General features: G+C 59.9%; 17 protein-coding genes and 2 pseudogenes. 5 read left to right on the top strand and 14 right to left on the bottom strand.

The features are described 5' to 3' along the window. Positions 1–45: 45 nt before the first annotated feature. The 11 genes from MMG94_RS20540 to MMG94_RS20490 all read right to left on the bottom strand — a co-directional run bounded on the left by MMG94_RS20540 (position 46) and on the right by MMG94_RS20490 (position 16,308). Positions 46–3,207 carry a UvrD-helicase domain-containing protein gene (locus MMG94_RS20540; RefSeq protein ID WP_016919222.1) on the bottom strand — a complete coding sequence of 1,054 codons (3,162 nt, stop codon included), beginning with the start codon at positions 3,205–3,207 and terminating at the stop codon, positions 46–48. Further along, positions 3,204–5,813: a RecB family exonuclease gene (locus MMG94_RS20535; RefSeq protein WP_016919223.1), complete on the bottom strand. Its 2,610-nt coding sequence runs from the start codon at positions 5,811–5,813 to the stop codon at positions 3,204–3,206. Before MMG94_RS20535 ends, MMG94_RS20540 begins: the two co-directional genes overlap by 4 nt. A 167-nt stretch (positions 5,814–5,980) precedes the next feature. Then, positions 5,981–6,403: a hypothetical protein gene (locus tag MMG94_RS20530; protein WP_016919224.1), complete on the bottom strand. Its 423-nt coding sequence runs from the start codon at positions 6,401–6,403 to the stop codon at positions 5,981–5,983. A 151-nt stretch (positions 6,404–6,554) separates the two neighbouring features. Continuing rightward, positions 6,555–9,560 (bottom strand): helicase-related protein, encoded by a 3,006-nt coding sequence (locus tag MMG94_RS20525; RefSeq protein WP_016919225.1) that lies wholly within the window; start codon positions 9,558–9,560, stop codon positions 6,555–6,557. Then, complete coding sequence (locus tag MMG94_RS20520) at positions 9,557–11,380, bottom strand: phospholipase D family protein (RefSeq protein WP_016919226.1); 1,824 nt, start codon at positions 11,378–11,380, stop codon at positions 9,557–9,559. Before MMG94_RS20520 ends, MMG94_RS20525 begins: the two co-directional genes overlap by 4 nt. After that, positions 11,377–12,594, bottom strand: a complete 1,218-nt coding sequence (locus MMG94_RS20515; protein ID WP_026016141.1) for a DUF6361 family protein — start codon at positions 12,592–12,594, stop codon at positions 11,377–11,379. The genes MMG94_RS20520 and MMG94_RS20515 overlap by 4 nt, the downstream gene beginning before the upstream one ends. 46 nt (positions 12,595–12,640) lie before the next feature. Beyond that, positions 12,641–13,774, bottom strand: a complete 1,134-nt coding sequence (locus tag MMG94_RS20510; RefSeq protein WP_016919229.1) for a tyrosine-type recombinase/integrase — start codon at positions 13,772–13,774, stop codon at positions 12,641–12,643. Further along, on the bottom strand, positions 13,771–14,187 hold the full coding sequence (locus tag MMG94_RS20505) for a type II toxin-antitoxin system VapC family toxin (protein ID WP_016919230.1): 417 nt from the start codon (positions 14,185–14,187) through the stop codon (positions 13,771–13,773). Before MMG94_RS20505 ends, MMG94_RS20510 begins: the two co-directional genes overlap by 4 nt. Continuing rightward, on the bottom strand, positions 14,187–14,435 hold the full coding sequence (locus MMG94_RS20500) for a type II toxin-antitoxin system Phd/YefM family antitoxin (protein ID WP_016919231.1): 249 nt from the start codon (positions 14,433–14,435) through the stop codon (positions 14,187–14,189). Before MMG94_RS20500 ends, MMG94_RS20505 begins: the two co-directional genes overlap by 1 nt. 307 nt (positions 14,436–14,742) lie before the next feature. Further along, positions 14,743–15,459, bottom strand: coding sequence for a hypothetical protein (locus MMG94_RS20495; RefSeq protein ID WP_016919232.1), 717 nt, complete (start codon positions 15,457–15,459; stop codon positions 14,743–14,745). A 135-nt stretch (positions 15,460–15,594) separates the two neighbouring features. Further along, on the bottom strand, positions 15,595–16,308 hold the full coding sequence (locus MMG94_RS20490) for an HAD family hydrolase (protein WP_016919233.1): 714 nt from the start codon (positions 16,306–16,308) through the stop codon (positions 15,595–15,597). 85 nt (positions 16,309–16,393) lie between these two features. Here MMG94_RS20490 and MMG94_RS20485 point away from each other — a divergent pair, with 85 nt between their 5' ends. Then, a complete protein-coding gene (locus tag MMG94_RS20485) occupies positions 16,394–16,783 on the top strand; it encodes an RNA-dependent RNA polymerase family protein (protein WP_016919234.1) in 390 nt (129 codons plus the stop codon). Then, positions 16,768–16,986 (top strand): group II intron maturase-specific domain-containing protein, encoded by a 219-nt coding sequence (locus tag MMG94_RS20480; protein WP_244415264.1) that lies wholly within the window; start codon positions 16,768–16,770, stop codon positions 16,984–16,986. Before MMG94_RS20485 ends, MMG94_RS20480 begins: the two co-directional genes overlap by 16 nt. Before the next feature lie 238 nt (positions 16,987–17,224). Here MMG94_RS20480 and MMG94_RS20475 read toward each other — a convergent pair. The 3 genes and pseudogenes from MMG94_RS20475 to MMG94_RS20465 all read right to left on the bottom strand — a co-directional run. Continuing rightward, a pseudogene (locus MMG94_RS20475) lies at positions 17,225–17,414 on the bottom strand (transposase); the annotation flags it as partial. 138 nt (positions 17,415–17,552) lie between these two features. Further along, positions 17,553–18,698 (bottom strand): annotated as a pseudogene (locus MMG94_RS20470) (ISAs1 family transposase). A 377-nt stretch (positions 18,699–19,075) separates the two neighbouring features. After that, a complete protein-coding gene (locus MMG94_RS20465) occupies positions 19,076–19,786 on the bottom strand; it encodes an IS6 family transposase (protein WP_040579702.1) in 711 nt (236 codons plus the stop codon). Between the two features lie 162 nt (positions 19,787–19,948). Between MMG94_RS20465 and MMG94_RS20460 the strand changes: the two genes are divergently transcribed. The 3 genes from MMG94_RS20460 (at position 19,949) to MMG94_RS20450 (ending at position 22,386) form a co-directional block, all read left to right on the top strand. Beyond that, the gene (locus MMG94_RS20460) at positions 19,949–21,250 is read left to right on the top strand and encodes a hypothetical protein (RefSeq protein ID WP_154420411.1); all 1,302 of its coding nucleotides are present in this window, start codon (positions 19,949–19,951) and stop codon (positions 21,248–21,250) included. A 435-nt stretch (positions 21,251–21,685) separates the two neighbouring features. Continuing rightward, positions 21,686–22,015 carry a hypothetical protein gene (locus tag MMG94_RS20455; RefSeq protein WP_040579620.1) on the top strand — a complete coding sequence of 110 codons (330 nt, stop codon included), beginning with the start codon at positions 21,686–21,688 and terminating at the stop codon, positions 22,013–22,015. A gap of 2 nt (positions 22,016–22,017) precedes the next feature. After that, positions 22,018–22,386: a hypothetical protein gene (locus MMG94_RS20450; RefSeq protein WP_016921916.1), complete on the top strand. Its 369-nt coding sequence runs from the start codon at positions 22,018–22,020 to the stop codon at positions 22,384–22,386. The last annotated feature ends 20 nt before the right edge of the window (positions 22,387–22,406 follow it).

Genomic DNA, 22,406 nt, shown 5'->3' with positions numbered 1-22,406 from the left:
GTCTCAGCAGCGAATGATTGTCGCAATTCCGCGGACCAGAACGTGTCAAGCCCTATCGCGGACGCCCACCATCAGCACCTCGCCGGAGATCGGCAGATGCAGGGCCAGTATGACCTGCTTGGGAGTCGACAGCGAAGCGGCGATCGCCTCACGATAGAGCTGCAACTGGCCGGCGTGCTTCTTGGCTTGGTCGAGCCATTTGTCGGGGGCGCCAGGGAAACTCTTATGATCGAAGACGACGATCACGTCGGGCGTCTCGGCGACTGCGTCGATGCGTCCGGACATTGTGCGGTCGCCGATGCGGTAGACGATCGGTGCCTCGCGCTTCAGGACGGCGCCGGGCCATCGTTTTTCGACAAAGCGGCGGAACCGCGAGCCCATTGTCACGACGTCGCGCGGATCAAGGCCCATGACGCCCCACGCGTCGAGCTGTCGTTTGGCGAGGACGACCCGTCGGGCCTCGTCCCAAGCAGGATTGTCCGCCGCGAGAAAGCGGTGAATCGCCTCTCCGACGCGATCCATCTCCAGAGAACCGGCGAACGGCAGGCGGGCGCCAAGATCGATCTCTTCGGTAATCGTCGTATCCTCGACGGCGCCCCCTTCGCTGGGCTTCAGAGTGAGCGGCGGGAACGTCCGCGGGTACTCTTCCGGACCGCTAAAGCCGACTATCGGGTCGGCGGAAGCGCTTTCATCGAGAGGGGACGGCGCGTACACGCGGACGGCATGGGGATTGCCGTTCACTTTGACCTCGATGCAGCCGAGTTCGGGGGCGGCTAAAGCCGATCCGCCGGCATCGGACTGCAGCTCATCGAGCCACGCCCAGCCCGATTTCGATCTCGGCAAAGCCAGAATCAGATAATCTCGCGCGCGCGTTGCGCCGACATATAGAAGACGAGCTCGCTCCTCGCGCTCGGAACGCTCCGCCGTTCGTCCGGCATCGGAATTCGCGGCGGTCGTGTCGAGGAAAACGTCCTTCTTCTGGGCTCCGAAAGGCCACGGCCAATAGCGCAACCACCTGCCAGCCAGCGGATCGGACCAGTCGATCTCGCTGCCGGAGACGTCGCTCGCGACGTGCAGGCCGAAGGCGTTCGCCTTGGGCTTTGCGTCCAGGCTCGTCAGGACGACGAATGGCCATTCGAGGCCCTTCGAGGCGTGATAGGTCATTACTGTGACTGCGTCGAGCGCACGGCTTTTCGGTTGGTTCGCCTCCTGCTCCTCAAGCCAAGCGCAAAGGTCGGTCGCCGTCGTCGGCGCGCGGTTCCGATGCCGGTCCTCTTGATATTCGGTGACGAGGCCGCGCAACGCTTCCAAATTGAGGAGCCGATCCTGGGCATTCCCCCACCTCAAGATCGACTTGGCGACGCCACCGAGTGCGAAAACCGAGTCCATGAATTCAACAGGCGTCTTGTGGACGCCTTTGTCCGCGATGGCGCGCAAATCGGCGGCGAGTGGGACGAGAGCTTCGATAGCTTCAACCCGATCGTCCCGCAGGCTGGCTTCGAACCATGCCGGCTGGCCGTGACCTTCGTGTAAGAGATGCGCGAGTTCCGCGAGCGCCACAGTGTCTCGCCGGTCAGCGCACCAGCGCAGCGCGGCGATAGCGAGCCTGGCCTCGAGTGTCCCGAACAGTCCACCGCGTTCGATCGCCACTTTCATCCCTGCAGTCGCGAGCGCGTCGGCGATCCCGAGGCACTCGCCGTTGGTGCGGCAGAGGATTGCGATGTCACCAGGGGCGAGCGGCTCGGCCATGCTGTCGCGGGCGACCCGCCATTCCGTTCCCTCGGCGAGAGCGTCGACGACACCGGAGACGACCGAAGCGGCGAATTCGCGTTCGATGCGCCAGACGGCGAGGGCGGTACCTTGTCCCGGAAGGTCATCACGCTCGACCTTGGCGATGCGCGTCGCTTCTGGCGGCAGACCCATCGCATCAAAGGTGGGGCCGAAGGCGTCATTGAAAAAGGCGACGAGGCCAGGGCGGCTGCGCCAATTCTTGTGGAGTGTGGACCGCGTTCCACCCGTCGCCTCTTGGATCTTGGGAGCGACATGCGTGATAAGATCCGGGTCTGTGCCACGGAATCCGTAAATCGCCTGCTTGGGGTCACCCACCCAGACGCTCGACCGGGCGATCCTCGACATGGCGACGAAGTTCGCGAGTTGCAGGGGGCTCGTATCTTGGAACTCGTCGACGAAGACGGACTCGATGCGATCCCGCAACTGAATTTCGAGATCCCGATTTCCCAAGAGCTCCAGCAGCAGGCGATCCTGGTCGACGAAGTCGACAAGACCCCAGCTCCGCTTGTGCGCTTCGTAGGCTCGCATGGCCTCCGCCGCGCAGGCGAAGAGGCCGGAAATCAAACGTGTCGCCTGATCGAGCAGTCGCGGATGACGTGCGAAGGCGGAAGCGGCCTCTCGCACCGGGACGAAATACGGATCGTCGACCTTGGTCCCGGAAGCCTTCGAGAGCTTCGCCCAGCGACTCCACGGCCAGTCCTCGATCCTTCCTCTCCCGACGATCTCTCGGACTTCTTGCAGCGATCCGATCGTCCCCTTGGTCAGGCCCTCGTTGGTCGGATAGCGGGACAGCAGCGCATCGATCGCCGCGCGCAACGCGGCGTCCAGCCCGGCTTCCGTTTCGCCGGCGACGACAGGCGACAAAAGCGAAGTGAAGCCTTCGATGGAGCGTTCAGCGCAATTGGCCAAGGCCTCAGAAGCGATGTTGTTCGCGCGGGAGAGTTCAACGATCCTATTCACGTCGGCGCGCCAATCCTTGCTGACGTAGGCCTCGTCGTATCCGAAGAGTCGAGACAGCCGCCCCAATTCGTCGGCGCGCCGCCCGATCGCGACGTCGGCTGCTTGCCGAAACGCGGTAGCCGCAGCGCCTTCGTCGATGACGTCGACAATGGGGGAAAGGCCGAGACCGAACGCGAACTCCTTGACCAGACCGCCGCTGACCCCGTTGATCGTGTTGATCCTCGCGCCGAGCAACCGGACGGCCGCCTCGGAGTTCCCGTTGCCGATCAGCCGCTGGCGGGCCCGTTCCCGCAATTCGCCCGCGGCCTTCACAGTGAACGTGCTGGCGACGATCCGCTCGGGTGCGCGCCCTGCTTCGATCTCCGCCTCGATCCGCGAGGTCAGATCGTAGGTCTTTCCCGTTCCCGCGGACGCCGTGGCGATGCCGACCGTGTGCGATCCATTCTTGTCATTCATGAGTTCACCTCGCAAAGGCCCGCGTAATCGCAGTACCCGCATTTTGGCGGGACCAAGAGATAGCGATCGGTGAAGTCTTCGAGCTTCGTGTCACTTTGATCGAATAGCGCTCGAACCGTGCCGGCTTCGATATCCGACATCGCGGACGTCCATGAGGCGACGACCCGGTCCCATGTGTCTTTGGGCGTCGGGCCATCGATCACCGTCGTCGTCCCTTCGCCGCGAAGCGGCGTTGCGGTCAGAAAACGCCGTTGGCGAAGCATGAAATATCCCGTCGCCGCGTCGACATTTTCGTCGGAGACGTGGCGGGCGTAGACGGACAGTTGCAAAGCGACTCCGTTCTTCAGTTCGGCGCGCCGCCAGCTTTCGCTACGCTGCCATTTAAGGTCGATCACGACGAGGCGCTCCTCCGCCGTTTTCGTCAAGAGGTCGATGCGACCGTTCACGCCAGCGCAGGTGGCGAGCGTGTCGGGAACCGAGAAGCCGTATTCGACACCGACAACGCTCAGCTTCCCCGATCGAAGGAAGCGAGCGAGTTCCGCGAGCGCCTGGGGAACCGCGCTCCTCGCGGCAGCGAGTTCGCCCGAAGCGCCGGGCAACAGCAACGTCGCGGCGATCCGCGGCAGCAATTCATCCAAGAGTGTGGCGGCCTTGGCTTCGGCCGCCTCGGGGGCCGGAGGGTCGCCGGGGTGGAATATTTCCTGCGCGATCCGGTGCGCGAGCGTGCCCACAAGAGTGTCCATGTTCGGCAACGATTGCCGGACGCCGGGGTAGAGCTTGCCCGCATATCTTAGCGTCCACTGCAAAGGGCAGGCGAGCAGTGAGGCGAGCGACGTCGCGGACTCGAGCGATCTCGCGCTGATGGCGTGCGCGGGCGCCATCCATTCCAATCTTGGCGCGGGCGGCGAGACAAGCGCGACCGGGGCGCGGACGAGCTTCCGGCCAGCAAGCGTCGGATTGCGATCCAAAAGGACAGCCTCGGCGCGGGCGGAGATCTCCTCTTCAAGGGAGGGTCGTTGTGCGACCAGCGAATGCCAGAGGGGATGCGCGCTCGTCTCGGCCCCGGCGGCAAGCGCCGGGCGGACGAGGACGATCTTCTCTCGCCCGTGCCGCAACGGGCGCTCCCACGCGGCCGCCAGCCGCTGCGGTGCGAGTTCCGGCTCGTCCAGGGGACAGCCGCCTTTGGCGAGGGCGTCGCGCTCCAGCACGTTCCAGACCGTGCTGTAACCAGCTTCCCCCATGTCCGCGAAATGCCACCAGACGATTGTTCTCGCTTCACCCCAAACCGCCCCCGGATGCTGGACCGACCGCCATGGGGCAGCCTCCGCGACCGCTGAGGGATCGGCCACGCCGACGCCGATGGCCTGTTCGAGCATGCGCTCGAGCAGCAGACGGTCGAGCGTGTCGGTCTCGATGGCGTCGATCGCCGCGGCGAGGTCGGCGGCTGTCTGCGCGAGCGCATAGAACAGTGGATCGTCGGACGAGACGGCTCGCTTGACGGCCCATGAGGAAACCTTCTCCGCGATCCTGCGCGCGGCGGCGCGTGGCATCCCCTTCTTGGGATCGTGTCGCTTCGGTTCGACGAAACCCCTCCATTCGGAAAGACGCGCCGCGTTCTTTTTGGCGTCCGCGCCTTCCTCTTCGGCCAGCGTCTTCTCGATCTCGACCCACCCCGCGATCCAGTCTTCTCCCCCTATACCGGGCGACTCGGCAACGACATCCGCGAGCTTGTTGGCGACGGATCGCGGCAAGGGACCGAGGGGAAGCAGAAGGAAATCGAGCAGCCGTTTGGGATCTGGCGGCTCCCACGCGAGGGCGAAGGCCAGCGGCAGGATCTGCAGAAGCGACCGATGGGGTGATGGCGTCGAGTGGCCGAGACGCGGCAGGCCGGCCTTGGCAAGCGCGTGATCAAGCAGGGCCGTATCCCTACCGAGAACGAAGACCAATCCGTCGTTATTTTCCGGCGCAGCAGCGAGCCATGCAGCGAGCGCCTCCGCAGCGACGAGTTCCGTGTCCGCGACGAGGAGCGTCAGTCGGCCATCACCCAACGAAGCCGGCGCTGGCGCGGTAAGTTGCTCGATGCAGACGCCGCAGCGCTCCAGCCCGTCGAGCATGGCGCGCCATCCGTTGGGGAAGAGATTTCGACCGTCAACGAGGTTGATCGATTCCAACGAAAGCGTCGGCTTCTCCTCGAGCGCGTCGATGACGGCGCGCACTCGGTCGGCGACTCCGGGCGGCAGAGCAGGACCAACTCCTTCAGCAGCGGCGATGTCGGCAAGACGCGTGCGCTCGAGCCTGATGCCAGGGCGCCATCCGGCTTCGATCAGTTCGTCCCTCCAGCTCAGCAGCTCACGTGTGGACGACCAAGGATCGAGTCCGAACGACTTTGACCAGAACCTATCCGCGCCCGCTGCCTCTATCTTCCTTTTGTAAATCGCGATCCGCTCGACCATGGCGACCTGCGGCCCGCCCAGGCCGAGCATTGTCTCAACATGGTCGAGCAGGCGCAGTGGACCGACGACCGCTTGGTCGAGGACGGCGCTCCCGGCGCCCGGGTGCTCCGGCCATGCGTCGCCGTCGGCAAACCATGAGAAGACGAGGTCCATGAGGATGAGCTCCGAATTGGATCGTGTTGTTCAGCATTTTGACGATTGCGACAGACGCAAGAGCATCACGTTCACGTGTAAACAATGCGCTGAAGTATACCCGCCGACGGAAATAGTCCGCAAGTTTGCGTTCGGCGATCCACCCAGTCGCTCGATGCATATCTATCTTACTGGATTTCTGGGCGCTCAGGGCACTCGGCTGAAGTCTCGACTGGCTTCCACCCATCGGGCGCGCAGGCCCCGCAGCGGACGCTGAAGGTTGAATCTTTCAGGCCCAAGCGCGCTGGTGCTCCGCAGATTTCACAAATGCGTCGCGACCGCGCTTCCGCATCGTTCATGATTTCCTGCAGACGCGCACTGGCCTCCTGGGGCCTACCCTCTTCGCGGAAATATATTCTGAGCCCGCCGAATTTTTCTTTGACTTGCACGACCCGAAAATATTCGCCTGAATGCATGGATAAAACTTCCTCAACAGCCTCGAAAGCGTTGTCGATCAATTGTCGCCAGCCCTCGTGACCTTCTTCGATTTCGATCCTCGGGCGATCAAACCATTCCGGATGCTTTTTGATCCATCTATCGACGGCGAGCATCGAGCTTCCTATGGTCGTCCAGAGCCAGCACTATGCAAAAGGATATAACATGACTGATGAAGAAAGTGAGAGCCTCACACTGGCCGCGTAAAGCCCCCCTTGTTGCAGGCCGTCCTCGTCCACTCATCAAATTTGCGATAGAACCGGCATATCAGCGATTGTTTCGGAACCACGGGGAGAGGTTGGCAACTGCTTGTCGGATGGTTTCCGGGTTCACTTCCACCTTGCAGGACAGAATCTCGATCAAGTCCTCCTGGTTGGGCTGCCCCAGTGCAAGGCGGTAGAGCAGCCGCTGCTCCTTCATCCATTGAAGCCAGTGCTTCTGCTCGCTCGTCGGCACATCAAAAACGTAACGCGTGACCTTGCCGTCCTTGCAGACCCACCAGGGAGCAAGGCCGGACGCATCGCCCATTGTGTCGTTGGCAATCGCTGCGATCCTCGCCCACAGGCTTTCTCCCAGGCGTCGCTCTGTCATGGCTTGTTGCCTGACTTGTTGGTTTTGGGCGATGGCGCGGCGAACCGATAAGCCCCCGAACCTCTGAATCCTCCCTTCGCGTTGCTCAAGGTCAACCGGGTTCCGGCATAAATCCCAATGGACGAGCGTGTCGCACCAAGCATGGAAGTCGAGTCCTTCCTGGCCGACGGAGGTTGTTGCCAGGACGTAGGGCCAGAATGGGGTATTGAAAGCACGGCGCATTTCGTCCGTGCGGATCGGCTTCTCCCCACGTTCGAGAGTGCCGACCCTGGATTGAACGAAGGGCATCGCGACGTGACATCGGAGAGAGAACGTGTCGTCGCGGTTGCCCTGTAACGGGTGAAATGAGAAACGGCCGCTCTTGATCGTGAGACCGTCGCGGAGTTCGTCGGCAAGTTCGTCCTCGCTCAAACTCTGCAACTGCGAAATGAGCCAGAGATGCTCGTCCAAGACCGCTTCGAGATTCCCGTCAACCACGGCCCGCAGTATCGCATCTGGGTAGGATTCCTTCCCCTTGCGGAGAAGGGAATAAAAGCACCGCTGGTCGAGGTAGTTTCGTAGCCCGTTCCAAGAGGCGGACAGTGTGTTGGCAAAACCACCCTCGCCAACCGCTCCGGACCAGTGGCGCAGCAATGCTCTACCGAGGGCAACCCCGGGTGAACCGAGGGCGTAATCCACAAGAAGCTCGAAGCTGGCCGGCTTTATCGAGTGGATCGAGCGTTCGGCTTCCTCGCCCCAATCCGTCAAGAGTTGGGCAAGCCCAGCATCCTCTTCGCCGGTGGCGATCTCTCGCCGAAGCTGCCACCATCCCCGCTGAATCCACCGCCAGTTTCCCGCTTGGCGTTCAAGGCGGCCTAGCATTTTCCAAATCGGCAGGGACGGTGCATCCTCGCGGATGGTTACGCCCAAGGCCGAAATCGCCTTCTTCAGTTGGCGGCGCACCTCGCGGCGGATTACGCGAAGATCACTGCTTCTGGCCTCGAGAGGGTCGGTTTTCTCAACGAGGAAAGGAGAGGGGTGAAACAAACCGAGCAGCGGATGCCGCTCCGTTGCGGAGAGCAGCTTGCGGCGCGACACGTCCTCGTAAGTCATCCTGTCGCCGCCGAGCAACTCGGCTTCGAGGTCGAAGCTCAAGGCCGCAGCAATGGCCTGAGGAACCGCGCGAAATCGGCTGAACACCAGCAGTTTCCGTAACGGGGATTCCTGACTCTTCCAGACTCCGCGCAGCGGCCACCACGTTGCCGTTGGCGATAGCCAAGGGATTGCTAACTGTGTTGCAGGCGCAAGTTCCTGAAGCGCTCTGAGACGGGGATGCGGCCACGAGTCCGGCGCTTCAAAGCCATCCCGCATCTCTTTGCTGAGGAGTGGCGTTCCGTGCGTGTCCGCTGTCGTTGCCGACTTCCAGGCGACGTAGTGATTGCCCATCGTCTGCATCGGCAGGGGGATTGAAGTCCAATATGGCACGGCATCAGGGCGGTGGGTGTCGTCAAGGCTGCGGGATAGGTGCTTGAAGACGGTCAAATCCTCGGGTGCCACAGGCGCTTGCACCGGCCGTGTCTCGAAATGATCCCAGCCATCGTCATGCGAAGCACGTTCTGTTCGGGAGACGATCGGACAGAGTAGGCTCTCGACCTCGTTTCGGGCTGCTCGCGCCTCGGCTGAGGTTGGCTGCCCCTTGCGAAGTTCGGTTTCCAGCTTTGAGAACGCTTCTTCTGCCTGCTTGCGCTTCCGTTTTGCCGCGGCGTCGCCACCGTACAGAAACTCCACCAGCTCGAAGAATTCTGCGCGATGTGACGTGCCAGTCTCCTCTTCCCATCGGCGGGCATACAGCCGGTACGGCGTTGCCGACAGCAGCAGCAGTGCGGGCGGATCATCAGAGTCGTCGCCGCGAAGCCTTCCGATGACCCGTTGAGCGGCTTCGTCCTGTTGGGGTTCGATCAGATCGCGAAATCGCTGGAACTCGTCGAAGATCACAAGGTCGGGTTTCACCTCTTCAACCGCGCTCGCTGCCAGCGCGTTCCGCAGATGCGAAATCAACTCCAATCCGTCCAACTCTCGGGCGCGGAGTTCAGGCAGAAGTTGCTGATAGGGAGCTAGATTGAATTCTTGCCTGACGGATGCCTTAAAAGCCTCACGCAAGCCGCTGTCGGTAGCCTTGCTTCGTTGCTCTTTGACGTTGTGTTTCCAGTTCACGGACGCGCTGCCCTGGAACACGTCCTTGCCCCATTCGTCGAAGAGCTTGGGCCAGACCTGCTCCACTAAGGCATGAACGAGTGCCCGCTCTTCCTGCCTCCCGTCCCGCCGATGCCGTTTGCGGATGGGAATGGAAGTGTCCGGGGTGAGTGAATAAAGATGGAACGTCTTGTGTGTGGGGCGTTCGCTGGCCGGAAGCAGCGACAGGCGATCAATGGGGCAGTCTGCATCCTCGCGTTCATTCGAGGGGAGGATTTCCAGCAATTTCCGCCGATTTTGCCGAGCAATCGCCAGGTTGCTGCACATATAGAACACGACCAACGGACGGCCCAGGCCTTCGGCCATCCGTTGTACGACGTGCTGGGCAACGACCGTCTTTCCCAAGCCGACCTCATCGGCAACTAGAAAGCGGCGCGCCCGCTTGCGTCTGCGGAATGCCGCCAACACGGATCGCACGGTCGATTCTTGAAACGGCTTGAGCGGGGTCATCGTTGCTGCTCCATGAGGAGGGAGCGACAGACAACCTGCCACGTCGCGTGAAAGTCGGCGACGACCTTCCACTCATCGGGTGTGAGTTCCGAATCCGTCTGTTGCTCGTAGAGCTTCAGGTATTGTCGTAATCTCTTGTCAATCTGGGTGAGGCTGGACGGATCGCGGCTCCAAGATTTCAGAACCTCCTCGATAGTGGGTGCCCACCACGTCGGGCCAGATTTTTTTAGCGCCCTGCGGGACTGCGAATCCGCCTGGTCGTCCCAGTCGCCGCCGCCATCCCCACACGGCTCCCCGGTCAACAACGACCTGACCCACAACAGGAACGTCCGGGGATCGAGATAGCGGGCCAGCGCCTGCCGATCCCTCTCTTCTCCGGGCCTCGGGTCGATCGGTGCTCGCTGGAGCCATGACAAACTCGCATCGCCCATAGTCAGCTGACACATCACGAGTTCCGTGACATCACCTTCAGCAACGCGCAGTAACGGCAGGGTCGTGGCTCCCCTTGGCCAGAGAACCTGAGCGGCACCGAGCAGACCGACGGACAATTCAATGCCGTCATCCGGCGGGTTCGGGTCGGTTGCGCTCACGAGCGTTGGCATGGAGTCGTCAACACGCTGGGTGACGGCCCAGAAACCGGCAACGTGTTTTCTTGCCTCCTCGAGCCGTTGCTCGATTTCATCCGGCTCAACGGCGTCGCCCAACTCGTCGTGCCGAATAGTCAGTGCCGACTTCACGAAATCATCAAGCCCCGCAGTGACTTCCGACGTGACCTCCATCTCGGCAATCACTTCGCTATTCGGCCCGATCCAGCCCCGCCGCGTTGCGTTTGCACTTCCCGTCCAAATCCGCCTCCCGCCCGAACCCTCCGCGTAGATCAGCTTGGCGTGCAGCCCGCGCGGTTCAGGTTCTTCGTCCTGTGCGCCGGCGTTTTCCCGATCCGCAGCATCGGATTCAGCCAGATCATCAGGCGCGGGCGCATCAAGCAACAAGAGGTCGTCGAAAGCGGCCAAGGGCTTGCCTGCCTGGGCGGCAAGCTTCGTCATTTCAGATCGCGTTGAAACCAGCGTGCGGCTTGTCTGTGCATCGCCCCACTTCCCGAGTGCTTCGATAATGGTGCCGTCAAGGAAAGGGCTAACGATGACGAGTTTCTTAACCTTCGGCGGTTCCGGCGGGACGGTGCGGCTTTCCGTTCCTGTGAACAAGCGGAGACTCTTCAAGGCGCAACCGGGCGGAGAATCCCAGCGAACCTGCTGCAGTTCCGATCTAATCTTGCGGGCAGTGAGTCCCGGTAGTTTCGCGTGCTGAGCAAGTGTTGCACCGAGTTCCGGGATTCCCGGCACTTCGGATCCTGAGCCGCCAATCCGGCCGACTAGTGTAAGGCCGACATCCCAGGCGAGGTCTCGCGTTAGGTTTCGGCTTCCCATCCAGAGCCGCCATTGAGAGGTACTTCCGTCTTCACTGGCCTGCTTTGCCAGCGCTACTTTGGGATGCCACGACGCTACGGATTCATGGAGATTCACTTCACAGACATAGCGATCGAGAATCGCAAGTATTTTTGGGGGCTTCAGAGGAGCGATCAACCGCCCCGCCTGGGCAACAAGGCGCACGCGGTCTGCCAAGGCATCCACGGCTTTTGCAAAATCGACCTTGCTCCCCGATCCCCGGTCATCATCTAGGCCGGCAAGCGCGAGGAGGGCGGCAACAAGTGCTACCATGTCGGCAGAGTAGCTAGCGAGCAATGCATATTCCGTTCGCCACCCCGGATCGGGACGGATGGCATCCAGGTACGACACGTTCGACCAATGCCCTGTGCTCATGGTGTCTCCTGCAAATCCATGAGCAATTGCCGGACGTTACCCCATCGGTAATGCAAGGGTGCTGCGAGAGGATGCTGATCGGGTAGCCATTCGGCGCGTTTCTCCCGACCGGCGAGGCTTTTTGTGAGCCGTGCCCGTCGCCCTTTGCGGTGGGATTCGGCAGTTTGATAAACGTCGTATAGCCCATTCAAACTTTTGGTCTGGTTGCGGAGCCAGGCTTGCGTTTCTCGCAGTACGCCAAGAATGCCGCCGGGAATCAAAGTCGCATCAAAGCTGACTCCGTCAATGTCTAAAGCGAGGGCATCGTTAGCGAACTTGTCGCAGACATCCTTCAGGTTTTTCCGATGGAGTTCATCGGTCGGCAGGCCGTCATGCTCTTCACGTAGCGTCTCAACCAGTGCCGCATAAACGCCTCGGCCGATAGCCGAGAGCGCTGCTGCCTGTTTGGCGCGAAGCAACGCTTCCCGGTCGGCATGATCTGCCGCAGCTTTAACAATTGGGGACCACAGCTCCAGGCGGTCCGTGACCTCGACATTATGTTCAACTAGCCGAGCCAGAAGCGAAGGGGAGCCACCACTGTCAGGACGAGCTACTGAAAGGAAGCAATTGCGAAGGAAGCGCTTCTCGCCGGTGGCAAGTTGGAAATCCAGCCGCTGTTCGTGATCGTGCCACGCAGGAGGAGGTTTTGGAACGGAGTAGAACAGAGCCTCATCTTCTACAAGTAGTTGCCTGTCGTCGTCGTGCATCTGCGGGCGCACAGCTTGTCTCGCAATGATACGATGGACGGTCTGGCGAGATGGAATTGTGCCGCTCGCATTTGGGCGAAGAATGCGCCACGCAGAAAGCGCTGACCAGTAAACCAGTGTCGGCGGCTGGGTAGTCGGTTTAGGAAGACTGCGCCCCCCAATAACTCCGAATTCCTTTGCTTTTTTTAGACGACGGGCAAGAATTATTTCCTGGTTCTCGACCGCTGCGGAGATGTGGTGGCGATCTCGTTGCTGCGTTACCTTCTCGTAAAGCCAAGGCACAAAGAGGACGTATCGAAGGCGCGTATGCAGAACCGATGTCCCGGGGAAAAACCGATCAGCGTACGCCTGATGAAGTGCAAGGAAGCCGACTTCATCACGAACACCGTCAGCGGCGTCGCGGAGCTGTTTCTCCGCTCGCCGTAGCGCGTCTCGTGATAAGAGAGTCCATCCGAAGCTTGCCTGCATGACTTAATATCCCAGCAATTTGCTCTCCGAAACCTCACGCCATCGCTCACGCCAACCGCGCCGCCCTGCCCCGCGCGATTTGCGCCTCGTTGTAATAGCGGGCTGCCTGCTGCAGAGAGCGGTGCTGTGATTGCTGCATGGCTTCAGGCAGCGGCACGCCTTCGCGCGCCGCTTGCGTGAGGTAGCCCGAGCGCAGTCCATGCGCCGAAAATTGCTTCGGATCGAGATCGGCGGCGGCGCATCGCGATTTTATGACCGCGTTGACGCTTTGCGGGTCGAGCGCGGCGGCGCCGATCGCACCCCATCTATCAATGCGCCGAAACACCGGTCCTCCGTCGATCTTCGAAAATTCGAGCCAGGCGCGCAGGGCCTCGACAGGCCGTCCAACGACGAGCGCGCTCTCGCCCGACTCGGCGGAAGCGGTCTTGGTACGGCGAAGGCGCAAGGCCAGTACGGGTAAGACCAGTCCGTCCGGCGCCGACGGATCGGCGGGAACTGGCTCGCGCTCGTCGATGTCGTCGACGCGTAGTCGGGCGATTTCCGAGCGACGGCGCCCGCCCGACCCAAAGGCCAGCAACAGAAGAGCCCGATCGCGCAGGTCGACCGCCCTGCCCCGCCCGCAGGTCGCAAGCAATTGGTCGAGAACGTCGCGGGTGATCGCCTGCGCGCTTTTCCTCCCACGCGGGCGATCGGCGGCGCGAATGGCGAGACGCAATGCGTTGCGGATCGACGGGCTGCTGAATGGTCCTTCGACGCCCTGCCAGCGATGCAGCGTCGACCAGAGCGCGAGGCGGCGACGAACGGTCGCCGGCGCGTGCGGGCCCGAGGCACGCAATCTCCCGTCGATGCGCAAGGCTTCGGCCACGACCTTGGGCATCCCGTGATCGGAATTCTTTTCGCGCTCACCCTCGTCCCAGAGATGATGGGCGATAAAGCGCAGAATGCTCGCTTCCGATGCCGGCCAAGCGAGCGGCGCGCCGGTCGCGGCGCGCGACCAGGCTTCAAGATAGGCGAGGTCGGAGGCGAGCGCCCGCAGCGAATTCGCGCCGGTCCCGGCCTTCGCGAGATGGGCGAGCGTGTCGATTTCGGCCGGATCGAGCGCGTCGGCGAGCCGATCGCGCGCCGCCATCGGCAGCAGCCCGGCGAGGGCGTCGATCGGACAATCGTCGCTGGGCTTCATGACGCCTCCGGCGGGCCGATGACCGCAATGTTTTCGCCGCGCGCCGCCGCGAGCATCTTCTTGTCGAGCGTCGCCAGCGGCAGGCCGTCGGATTGCGCGAGGGCCAGATAGGCGGCGTCGTAAGCGGTCAAGCCGTGCTTCCGGGCGAGACGCAGGACGTCATAGTCGGCCGCGGACCCTCGCTCGGCGATCGGCAGCGTCGCCAGCATGGTCAACGCCTCGTCGATCTCGGACGAGGAAACGCGGTTACGGCGCTCGGCCACCAGGAACAGATTGCGCAGCTCATGGCGAAACAGCGACGGAACGACGGGCGGATTGGCCAAAATTTCGCCGAGCAGCCGATCGGCGAGGTCGCTCGCCTCGTCGGGCAGGAACCAAGCGGCGGCGAAGGAGGCGTCGAGCACATAGGCCATCAGTAGCGATGGCCTTCGTGTTTCCAGGCGATGAGCTCGTCGACCGTTACGGGTTTGGCGCGGGCGCGGAAAGCGCGGATGTCCTCGATCGTCTTCTTAATCACGGCGCGGCGCTCGACGTCGAGGGGGGCGAGCCGCGCCACCGGCTCATGGCCGCGCGCGATGACCACCTCTTCGCCGGCTTCGACCTTGGCGATAAGCTCCGAGAGGCGGGCTTTCGCCTCGCCGATTTTGACGGTGATGGGCATGGACGCCTCGTGAAATCCCCGGCCGAAAGCTCCGAACGACGGGATTATTGGGAGTTTTGGATATCTTTTCGACTTAGTCAAGGTCTTGGTTCGATCACAATCGATAATCTGTACTTATCAATGATTACAGACCGCCAGCTGGTTGTGCAACGTGTTCGTTCCCACCCCCTTCCCGTCGCTCCGCCCCGACTACAACCCTGTCCGCAGGCATTCGACGATCTGCTACGTCAGCCCCGTTGAGTTCGAAAAGAAGGTGGGGTAACTTAACCCGGCATCCACGAAACCGGCAGCAGCTCATTAGGAGTTTCTATTTCTGTGGTTTGGGGACGCTGCGGGTTTTCGTTTCGACATTGGGCTCATCTTTTGTATTCTTTTTAGGCGCTCCATCATCGTTGCAGAAATGCTTATCAAGATGTTTCAAGGTCTCCGCTGCGAAATTATACTGCTTGTGAATATGCTCTTGGTTCATCCCACGCAGGCTGACCACAATCAAAGCGGCCATCGCGATGACGATCACCGTGCGAACAGCTTTGATGTTAGATCCAATGGTCTCGGATTTTATCGTAGCGATGTCTTCATACATAAAAAATGAAACTAGGATCAAAGGAATCGAAAGGAGGAGGCTAATGTACAGGTTGCCTGTCGCCTCTTTTATAACAACGAATCGCTCGTATTGCTGACGTTCTGCCTGACAAGCGATCTGAAGAAATTGTTCAACTAGGATTTGCGCATTCATTTCGGATAGCGGCGCGCCCGTTTCGTCCGTTTCCGGGTAGTAGCGCCACAATTTCAAGGATGTCGCAGTGTTCTGGAGGCCGAGAACCATTGTCCAAGCTAACCCGGCAACCAAGGCAAGAAAGTGGGTTGTTGTCCGGTCCGTAGCGGACTTAACGACTTGCGGCACTGGCGTAAACAGTGATCCAAAGGCCAGCAACAGTATCGAGCCTGGCACGATTTTTCCTACGAAGTCGCGGAGAAGGAAGCTCGTGTAAAGCTCTTTAAAAATAGCGGCGAACGCCTCCATAGCCGGCCGTCCTCAAAATGGTTGACGCTAAAAAGAAGCCTAATCCCCTTGCCAACCAAACGTCTAGTCGGTACGTGCGTTGCGCACGGACTCGAGAGGGCCTCTCACGCAGGTTTATATATGCGATAATCGCGCTCAAATGATTCTTGCATCTCTCTGAAGACTGTCGATACGAAGTGTGGCGCGAGATAAATCGTGATGCAATGTAAATCTATTCGGAACTGCAATGCACCTCATTCCTGCTTCGATCGCAGCCTCTACACCGGTGTATGAATCCTCAAGAGCGACGAAGCTTTTCCTTGCGCCCATCGCAGCGCGGACCTTAAGGTAAATTTCAGGGTCAGGTTTGGACTGCGCAACCTCATCTCCGCAGATTACATACGAGAACTTAGCCATAATCCCTAGGCCGTCTGGTCCGAGTATGGTCTCCACCCCGGTCTTTGTGGTTCCAGAGGCTAATGCGACAGGTAAACCTTTCTTCTCGCAGTAGGCAATCAGGTCGGTCACGCCAGGGCGGATTAGGTTATGAAGCGAATTTCGTATGTAGGAGCTATAGATGTGGTCCTTGCGTCGAATAATGACCTCAGTCAATGCCGCTGTGACCCTTAGTCGGGCCTTAGTCAGGAGAGCCGGGATGTATTCACCCGGACGATGGCCAATGCAGCATTCGCTCCAATCAGATTCGGATAATCGGATGCTGAAATCTCGAAGCGCCGCGTTTGTTGCCTTCAATTGCAATAGCTCATCGTCCACAATTAGGCCATTCAGGTCAAAAACGATAACATTATCCATTTCGAAAATCGCATTGATTTTCGTGTCCTCGAAATAATTGAAATTTACTGCTGTCATTTATTTCTTTCGTGGGCGTGAGTTTGTAATGACCCGTTGTTCAAAAGATCCAACATCATATTAGCCTTTTTTCTTTGAGAAAGCGATGACAAAGGGTGTCGAAATATTTTCGACTCGATGGCGTCTCAGCGGACGCGGCGAAGCATTCCGCGCCCGCATCGTCTCTTACGCCGACGACTTCGTCATCCTCAGCCGCGGTCATGCGGAAGAGGTGCTGGCGTGGACGAGGGCGGTGATGACGAAGCTCGGGCTGATGCTCAACGAGGCGAAAGCCTCGGTGAAGAACGCCCGAACGGAGAGCTTTGACTTACTTGGCTACACACTCGGTCCGCGACGCATCGGCTGGATGTTCATTGGGTATCTGGGCCTGGGCGCAAGCCCATCCAAGAAAAATGTTCAGCGGGTCAAGACGAAGATTGCGACCTCGTTACGCCTGGAAATACGGGTGCCTGGCCTGTCGTGCGAGACCGATTGAATAGACTTTTGATCGGTTGGTCGGCTTATTTCGGCTATGGCACGCGGTTGCAGGCGTATCCGGCCATCGACCATCACGTCTACGACCGCGTTCGACACTTTCTCGTTCGACGGCACAACCTGCAAGGGCGAGAGCGCCGAGGCTGTTCGTCAGCCCGTTCGACGTGTAACAACAGTGATCCAGGATGTACTTGGAAACTTTGAAGACGCGATAGGGGAGAGCCTTTGGCGGGAGCGCTAACTGCCAGAAATTCTCTTGCGGGTTCAGTTCTAGCGATATCGCCGACATGACTTTGCCCGTTGAGCGACATCGAACGGTGTGGCCGGAGGCGCGCAATGCGGGGCGCTGAAAGTTAGCCACAGCAGCTTTCATCAATATCGAGCCGCCAGAGCGGGAACGTCGGCGCCCTTCAGCTCGGTCGCCGGATAGGCGATGTGGCCCTGCTGGTTTACCGGCGAGGCGGCGCTTGCCGGCTTCCAGAAACTCCTTCGACCAGGTGTAATAAAGGCTCTCTGCCGCGCCGGCATAGCTCAGCAATGCTGTGTTCCCCGCGCAGGCCGTCCAGAACGATGCGGATTTTTTCCTCCGCCGAATACTGTCGACGGGTCACGCGGCGGATGTAGAACAACATGGCGGCGGTTTCCGCGCAGGGAGCACGGTTTGTCTGCGTCTTGATTCCGCGAAAATTTGCCCCTCTCGGTCAAACCAAACCACAGAGCGTTGAACAGCCCTATCGTCACCCCCGTATCAGGGGAATCGGGTGAAAACCTCAAGCCGCGAGGAGGCTTGCGAGAAAGTCGTCATCCCATGAGGCGGTTTTGCGTTTGAGGCGCAGGGAGTCTTTTCCGGGCGCTTTACGGATCAAGTTGTGCGCCATGTGTTTGAGCGTGGTGAAGTTGGCGGGAGCATTCTCGGTTCTGATGCGGCATTCGTCGTCTCGAAAGATCATATCCATGATCCAGTGCAAGCTGTTTTCCACCGCCCAATGGGCGCGGATCTTCGGCCCGAGCGCATGCGCCAGCAATGCCAGCGAAGTGATATAGAAACGCGTCTCCTGTTGGATCTTGCCGTCGATTTCGCGCTTGCTCTCGACCATGACGACGCCGTTCAAGCCCTGCCAATCATGGCGCTCCTGCCGTCATGCGACATCGTGAATCGCAGTGTAGGTTCTGGTTTCGATGCGGCCATGATCGCCGTCTATGGTCGCGTGCCGACTGATCTTCGTGTCCTTGAACGCCCTTGTTTTCTGCTCCAATGCGAAAGTCTGTACATCCTCCAATAGCGTTCCCCGATTACCCTTGAGCGCGATGATGTAATCCGCCTTCTTGTCCATGATCTTCTTGGCGATGCCGCGCTGACACCCCATCGCGTCGATTGCGATGACGGCGCCCTCGATCGCCATCATCTCGAGCAGCGCGGGAATGGCGACAATCTCGTTTGACTTTTCATTCACCTTCACCTGCCCGAGCACGAGGCGCTGGCGCGCAGCGAAGGCCGACACCATGTGGATCGGCGCTTTTGAATCCTTCTTCTGATAAGAGCGGCGCAGAGTCTTGCGATCGATCGCGATGACCTCGGACGGCGTCTTGGTCAGCGCTGCGACCCAGGCGATGAAGCAGCGCTGGAACGCGCTCGCGTCGAGCGTGGCGAAAATATCGCCGAGGTGATCATGCGACGGCGTGCCGCCGCGAAAGGGGCGGAAACGGCGCAGCAGATCGAGTTTCTTCTCGCCGAACCGGGCGATGTCGATGAAACTGTCCGCGCCGGCGAGCACTGCGAGAAAGCACAGCAGCAGGATTTCCTCCAGCGGATACACCACCTTGCCGCGCTGTCGGCGATCTGGCAAATCCTTGAAATAATCCAGAAAAACAATCGCTTCGCAAAACGCCCCAAAGGCCCTCGCCGCTGGCGCCATCGTCGCTCTCCACCACTCGAATCAGTGGATCACGACAGATTCAGCCCATCGCCCTGTTGTCACGCGCTTTTTCACCCGATTGCCCTGACCCCCGTATCCTCTGGGCTTGCCAAAAGCGTTTTTTCTGCCTTATTTAATGAAATGCTAAGGTCGGGGGTGCGTCGCATGTCGCCAAGTAACGAGAGCGATGCCAAGAAGTTTTTCAAGGCGCATCCTGACCTTGAGGGGAAGATACGTAGTTCTCCTGGTTTTGCAGAATGGTCCAAGCTATTTAAGGAAATCGAGTTAGACTCGTCGAAATACTTTGTGCGTAAGGGAGAGGGTTGTGGTGCAATCTTTGCGGATAGCGACGCGATGTGGCTGGCATTTCGTTACGATCAGGCAGCGAGCACCGCACTCCAGATTTCGGGCGCGGTTGTCCCCACGGCTCTAAATTTGCTCAGTGCGAATTGACCCTTCCTGATGCGATGCATGAGTTCGACGCCGGCGATCGTGATCGCCGCATGTCGGAATCGCTTGAACCCGAGCATAGGCCCCAAACGAAGCTTGATGGATCGGTGGTCCTGTTCAATGAGATTATTCAGGTATTTCGAAGATCGAATTCGAGTCCGTACGCCGCCGGCTCGATGCTGTGTGAGAAGTTCGCGCGCCGCCCGATGTGACGCCTGATATCCGTCGAGCGTGATTTTGCCCGGCGGCCGTCCGTGGCGCGCGAACGCACGACGGAAAAACGCTTTGGCGGCGGCGACGTCTCGCTTGGCGCGCAGCAAAAAATCCACCGTTTTCCCCGCCTTGTCGACGGCGCGGTAGAGATAGACCCAGCGTCCCTTGATCTTGACGTAGGTCTCATCGACGCGCCACGATCCGCCGACTTGGCGCGCGAAACGGTTCCACCGCTTTTCGAACTCCGGAACGTAGCGCTGAACCCAGCGCATGATGGTCGTGTGGGCCAGGGACAAGCCGCGCTCCGCCATCATTTCCACGAGATCTCGGAAGCTGAGCTTGTATCGCAGATACCAGCGCACGCAGAGAACTATGATTTCGCGGTCGAAATGGCGTCCTTTGAAAAGATCGTCCACGCTCGGCATCGCCCATTGCCCCAACGTCCTTTGCCACCATGCAGGGATTATGTCCCGCTCACGCCGTTCGCGCCAGAACCATCTGGAACGCGGTGCTCGCTGCCTGATCCCAGCGCTATGACGAATCCTACATCGCATCGCCGTCTCTACAGTTTGCACCAGAGCCCCTTCTTGAGCATTTTCGCCAAGACCGTGTCTCACACGAAACTAGCAATTCCGGAGGGCCGGTCAGCGCCACTCGCGGAAAGCATCCTGTCTCGCGACCTTCTCCATCGGGCCTTTGCGTTTCGTGGTCGGTTCATTGCCACTCCGCCTGGTCAGGGCCCAGACGAGGCCGATAAGCTGCGCCAAGACAAATGGAGGCGAATTGTAAAAGCCTTCGGCGGGCTCAAGAGCCGATACGAGATTGGCGAGCGCATTTTCGAACTGGCCGTGAATTGCTGCGAGCGGCTCAAAGAATCGAGCGTCGAATCTGAGCGGATGGACGAATTCCGAGCAAACCTCGAAAATCTCGGGCCCGAACACATCATCGTCGATCTACCGGCCTTGAAGGCCGACGCAATACGAATCCTCGCCCGATACCCCAACGGCGCGCTGAAGGTGCCAGAATTCTCCTTCAATCCCGTCAAATGGGCGGACGCGTACGAACTACAGAAGCGCACCGGTTACATATTTTGCCCGCGTTCGATCGTCCCGATCATATCTGTCGCATCGCGGATATTTTTTCTTCGGGAGTACGGCGTCACGATGGCGGTCGAAGCCGACGGCTACATAAAGGCTGCGCAGGCCATCTCATCCACTTGGCTTACGGCCTTGATTGCGCGCGGCGTCATCGATGAGGAGGCCGCCAAACATCTGTCTAGCGCCCGCTTTTCTCTGCTCAGCGTGCGCGCGAGCGATTTGAAAATTCCCGAAGAATGGATAACCGCCAATCCCGACTTAGCATACGAGACGGCGCACCAACTAAACAAATGCCTGAGGGGAGGTCTGACCGCGAGCCACCTCGAAGCGCTCGGCAAAGTAATTGCCGCGATCTGCGAGCTAACGAACACATGGTTTTCCAGTGGCAGAGCTACACGAGACCTTGATGACGAAAATGCACTGCAACAATTCCTAAAGGAAGGCCTTGAACTTCAACGATTGAAGACCCAAGAGGGGTCCGTCGTCGGCGGCGGCAAGCTTGACCTGTTCGTTGAGGACGCGGTTCTGGTTGAAAACAAGTTCCACGACGTCGCGAAGCATCCAGACCGCATTGCGAACGCCGCCGGGATGCAGGGACGTCGCTATGCGATCGCGCTGAATTCGCAACTCGTTTTCGTCATTGCCGCCTACAAGCCGGCCGCGGGCCGCTTTCCTGACAAGTGGCAAACGATGGAAGTTAGAGAAATCAGCGCGTCAGACCCAAATCGCGCGGAGATCCGCTTCACGCTTCCATATGGTGCGGTTCTCCCTTCGTCGGAAAAAGCAAAATAGATTGGCGCGTGATAAACTGGTGGAAGCAGCGCTCGACCCCGGTGATTTCTCCCGATTCTCCGGCTTCCTCCAGCCTTTCGGTGCGCTTTTCGAAAGTGGGCGATGCGAGAGGCGCTCACGCGCGGGATCGGAGACGATAGCGCACATCCGGCTGGTGTGGGGAAAGACGGTATCGCTCCTCCGCTACCACGCAATTAAATCAGATAGTTAGCTTATTCCCCAACCCGCTACAGTCTTTCACCCCCTTGGCTACCCCGACTTCAAAGTTGTCTCGCCGAAGTTCGTCCTCGTCATCATAGGACTGCGAGAATCCCCGAAAATTCGTTTGAAGCTGACGCCGCCCTGCGGTTTTGTTGAGCCGTGCGCAAGGCCGCCGCCAGCCGAAGCCATTGTCGGCCCGCCAAAATGACCGAAGCGCGATGGGAGGAGGCATCCGTGTCCGGGGATTTTGAACGAGAACTGACCAATCGCGTCTGGGCGGACGACACCTTCGCCACCCAAGTAGAGAGGAGCCCAGTCGAGGCGCTCAGGTCGATGGGCGTCGAGGTCCCCGCCGGCGTCAAGGTGAAGGTGGTGGTGCAGCGCCGGGACAGAATCTACTTCACCATCCTGCCTGCCCGGGCGCCTCACGCGGAGCCAGAGACGGCGCCCCTCAATCAGATGGACCTCTGGTCCAGCAAGGGGCTGTTCATTTGGCTTGTCCCCGTGGCCGCCAAATTCAAACTTCTGGCCCTGCGCAACGCCGCCCGTAAAGAGGGGGACTGATCGTGAGCAACGCCGATTTCGTTGAGCAATACTACGAGCGCATCGCGACCGATCCTGACTATCGCGCCAAGCTGCTCGCCGACCCGGTCGGGGGCGTGTGCGAGCAGTTCGGCTACGCGCCGGGCCCCGATCTGAAAATCGAGATCATCGAGCAGGCCGATGACACGATCGTCATCATGATCCCCCCAAAGCCGGAGGCGGGCGAGGACATGGAGCGAGAGCTGACGAGGGTCTCCGAACAGGTTTTTGACTTGCTCTTTTCGTCGGGGATCGGGGGCTTTTTCATCCCGGACGACGCACAGAAATGGGTCCTGCGCGAGATCAGGCTGGCGTCGCAGAAGAAGACTGGTCTCGATATCTCCGACATGTAGCTGGTCTGGCGCAGCACGAG

It is taken from the genome of Methylocystis parvus OBBP (assembly GCF_027571405.1).
GTDB lineage: Bacteria > Pseudomonadota > Alphaproteobacteria > Rhizobiales > Beijerinckiaceae > Methylocystis > Methylocystis parva.
Note: the sequence above shows the minus strand (reverse complement) of the source record. Positions and strands in the feature narration are given on the sequence as shown.

Bases quoted from the DNA above. Each gene is read 5' to 3' on its own strand.
- MMG94_RS20540 (WP_016919222.1), bottom strand. From the start codon at position 3,207: ATGAATGACAAGAATGGATCGCACACGGTCGGCATCGCCACGGCGTCC.
- MMG94_RS20535 (WP_016919223.1), bottom strand. From the start codon at position 5,813: ATGGACCTCGTCTTCTCATGGTTTGCCGACGGCGACGCATGGCCGGAG.
- MMG94_RS20530 (WP_016919224.1), bottom strand. From the start codon at position 6,403: ATGCTCGCCGTCGATAGATGGATCAAAAAGCATCCGGAATGGTTTGAT.
- MMG94_RS20525 (WP_016919225.1), bottom strand. From the start codon at position 9,560: ATGACCCCGCTCAAGCCGTTTCAAGAATCGACCGTGCGATCCGTGTTG.
- MMG94_RS20520 (WP_016919226.1), bottom strand. From the start codon at position 11,380: ATGAGCACAGGGCATTGGTCGAACGTGTCGTACCTGGATGCCATCCGT.
- MMG94_RS20515 (WP_026016141.1), bottom strand. From the start codon at position 12,594: ATGCAGGCAAGCTTCGGATGGACTCTCTTATCACGAGACGCGCTACGG.
- MMG94_RS20510 (WP_016919229.1), bottom strand. From the start codon at position 13,774: ATGAAGCCCAGCGACGATTGTCCGATCGACGCCCTCGCCGGGCTGCTG.
- MMG94_RS20505 (WP_016919230.1), bottom strand. From the start codon at position 14,187: ATGGCCTATGTGCTCGACGCCTCCTTCGCCGCCGCTTGGTTCCTGCCC.
- MMG94_RS20500 (WP_016919231.1), bottom strand. From the start codon at position 14,435: ATGCCCATCACCGTCAAAATCGGCGAGGCGAAAGCCCGCCTCTCGGAG.
- MMG94_RS20495 (WP_016919232.1), bottom strand. From the start codon at position 15,459: ATGGAGGCGTTCGCCGCTATTTTTAAAGAGCTTTACACGAGCTTCCTT.
- MMG94_RS20490 (WP_016919233.1), bottom strand. From the start codon at position 16,308: ATGACAGCAGTAAATTTCAATTATTTCGAGGACACGAAAATCAATGCG.
- MMG94_RS20485 (WP_016919234.1), top strand. From the start codon at position 16,394: ATGACAAAGGGTGTCGAAATATTTTCGACTCGATGGCGTCTCAGCGGA.
- MMG94_RS20465 (WP_040579702.1), bottom strand. From the start codon at position 19,786: ATGCCGAGCGTGGACGATCTTTTCAAAGGACGCCATTTCGACCGCGAA.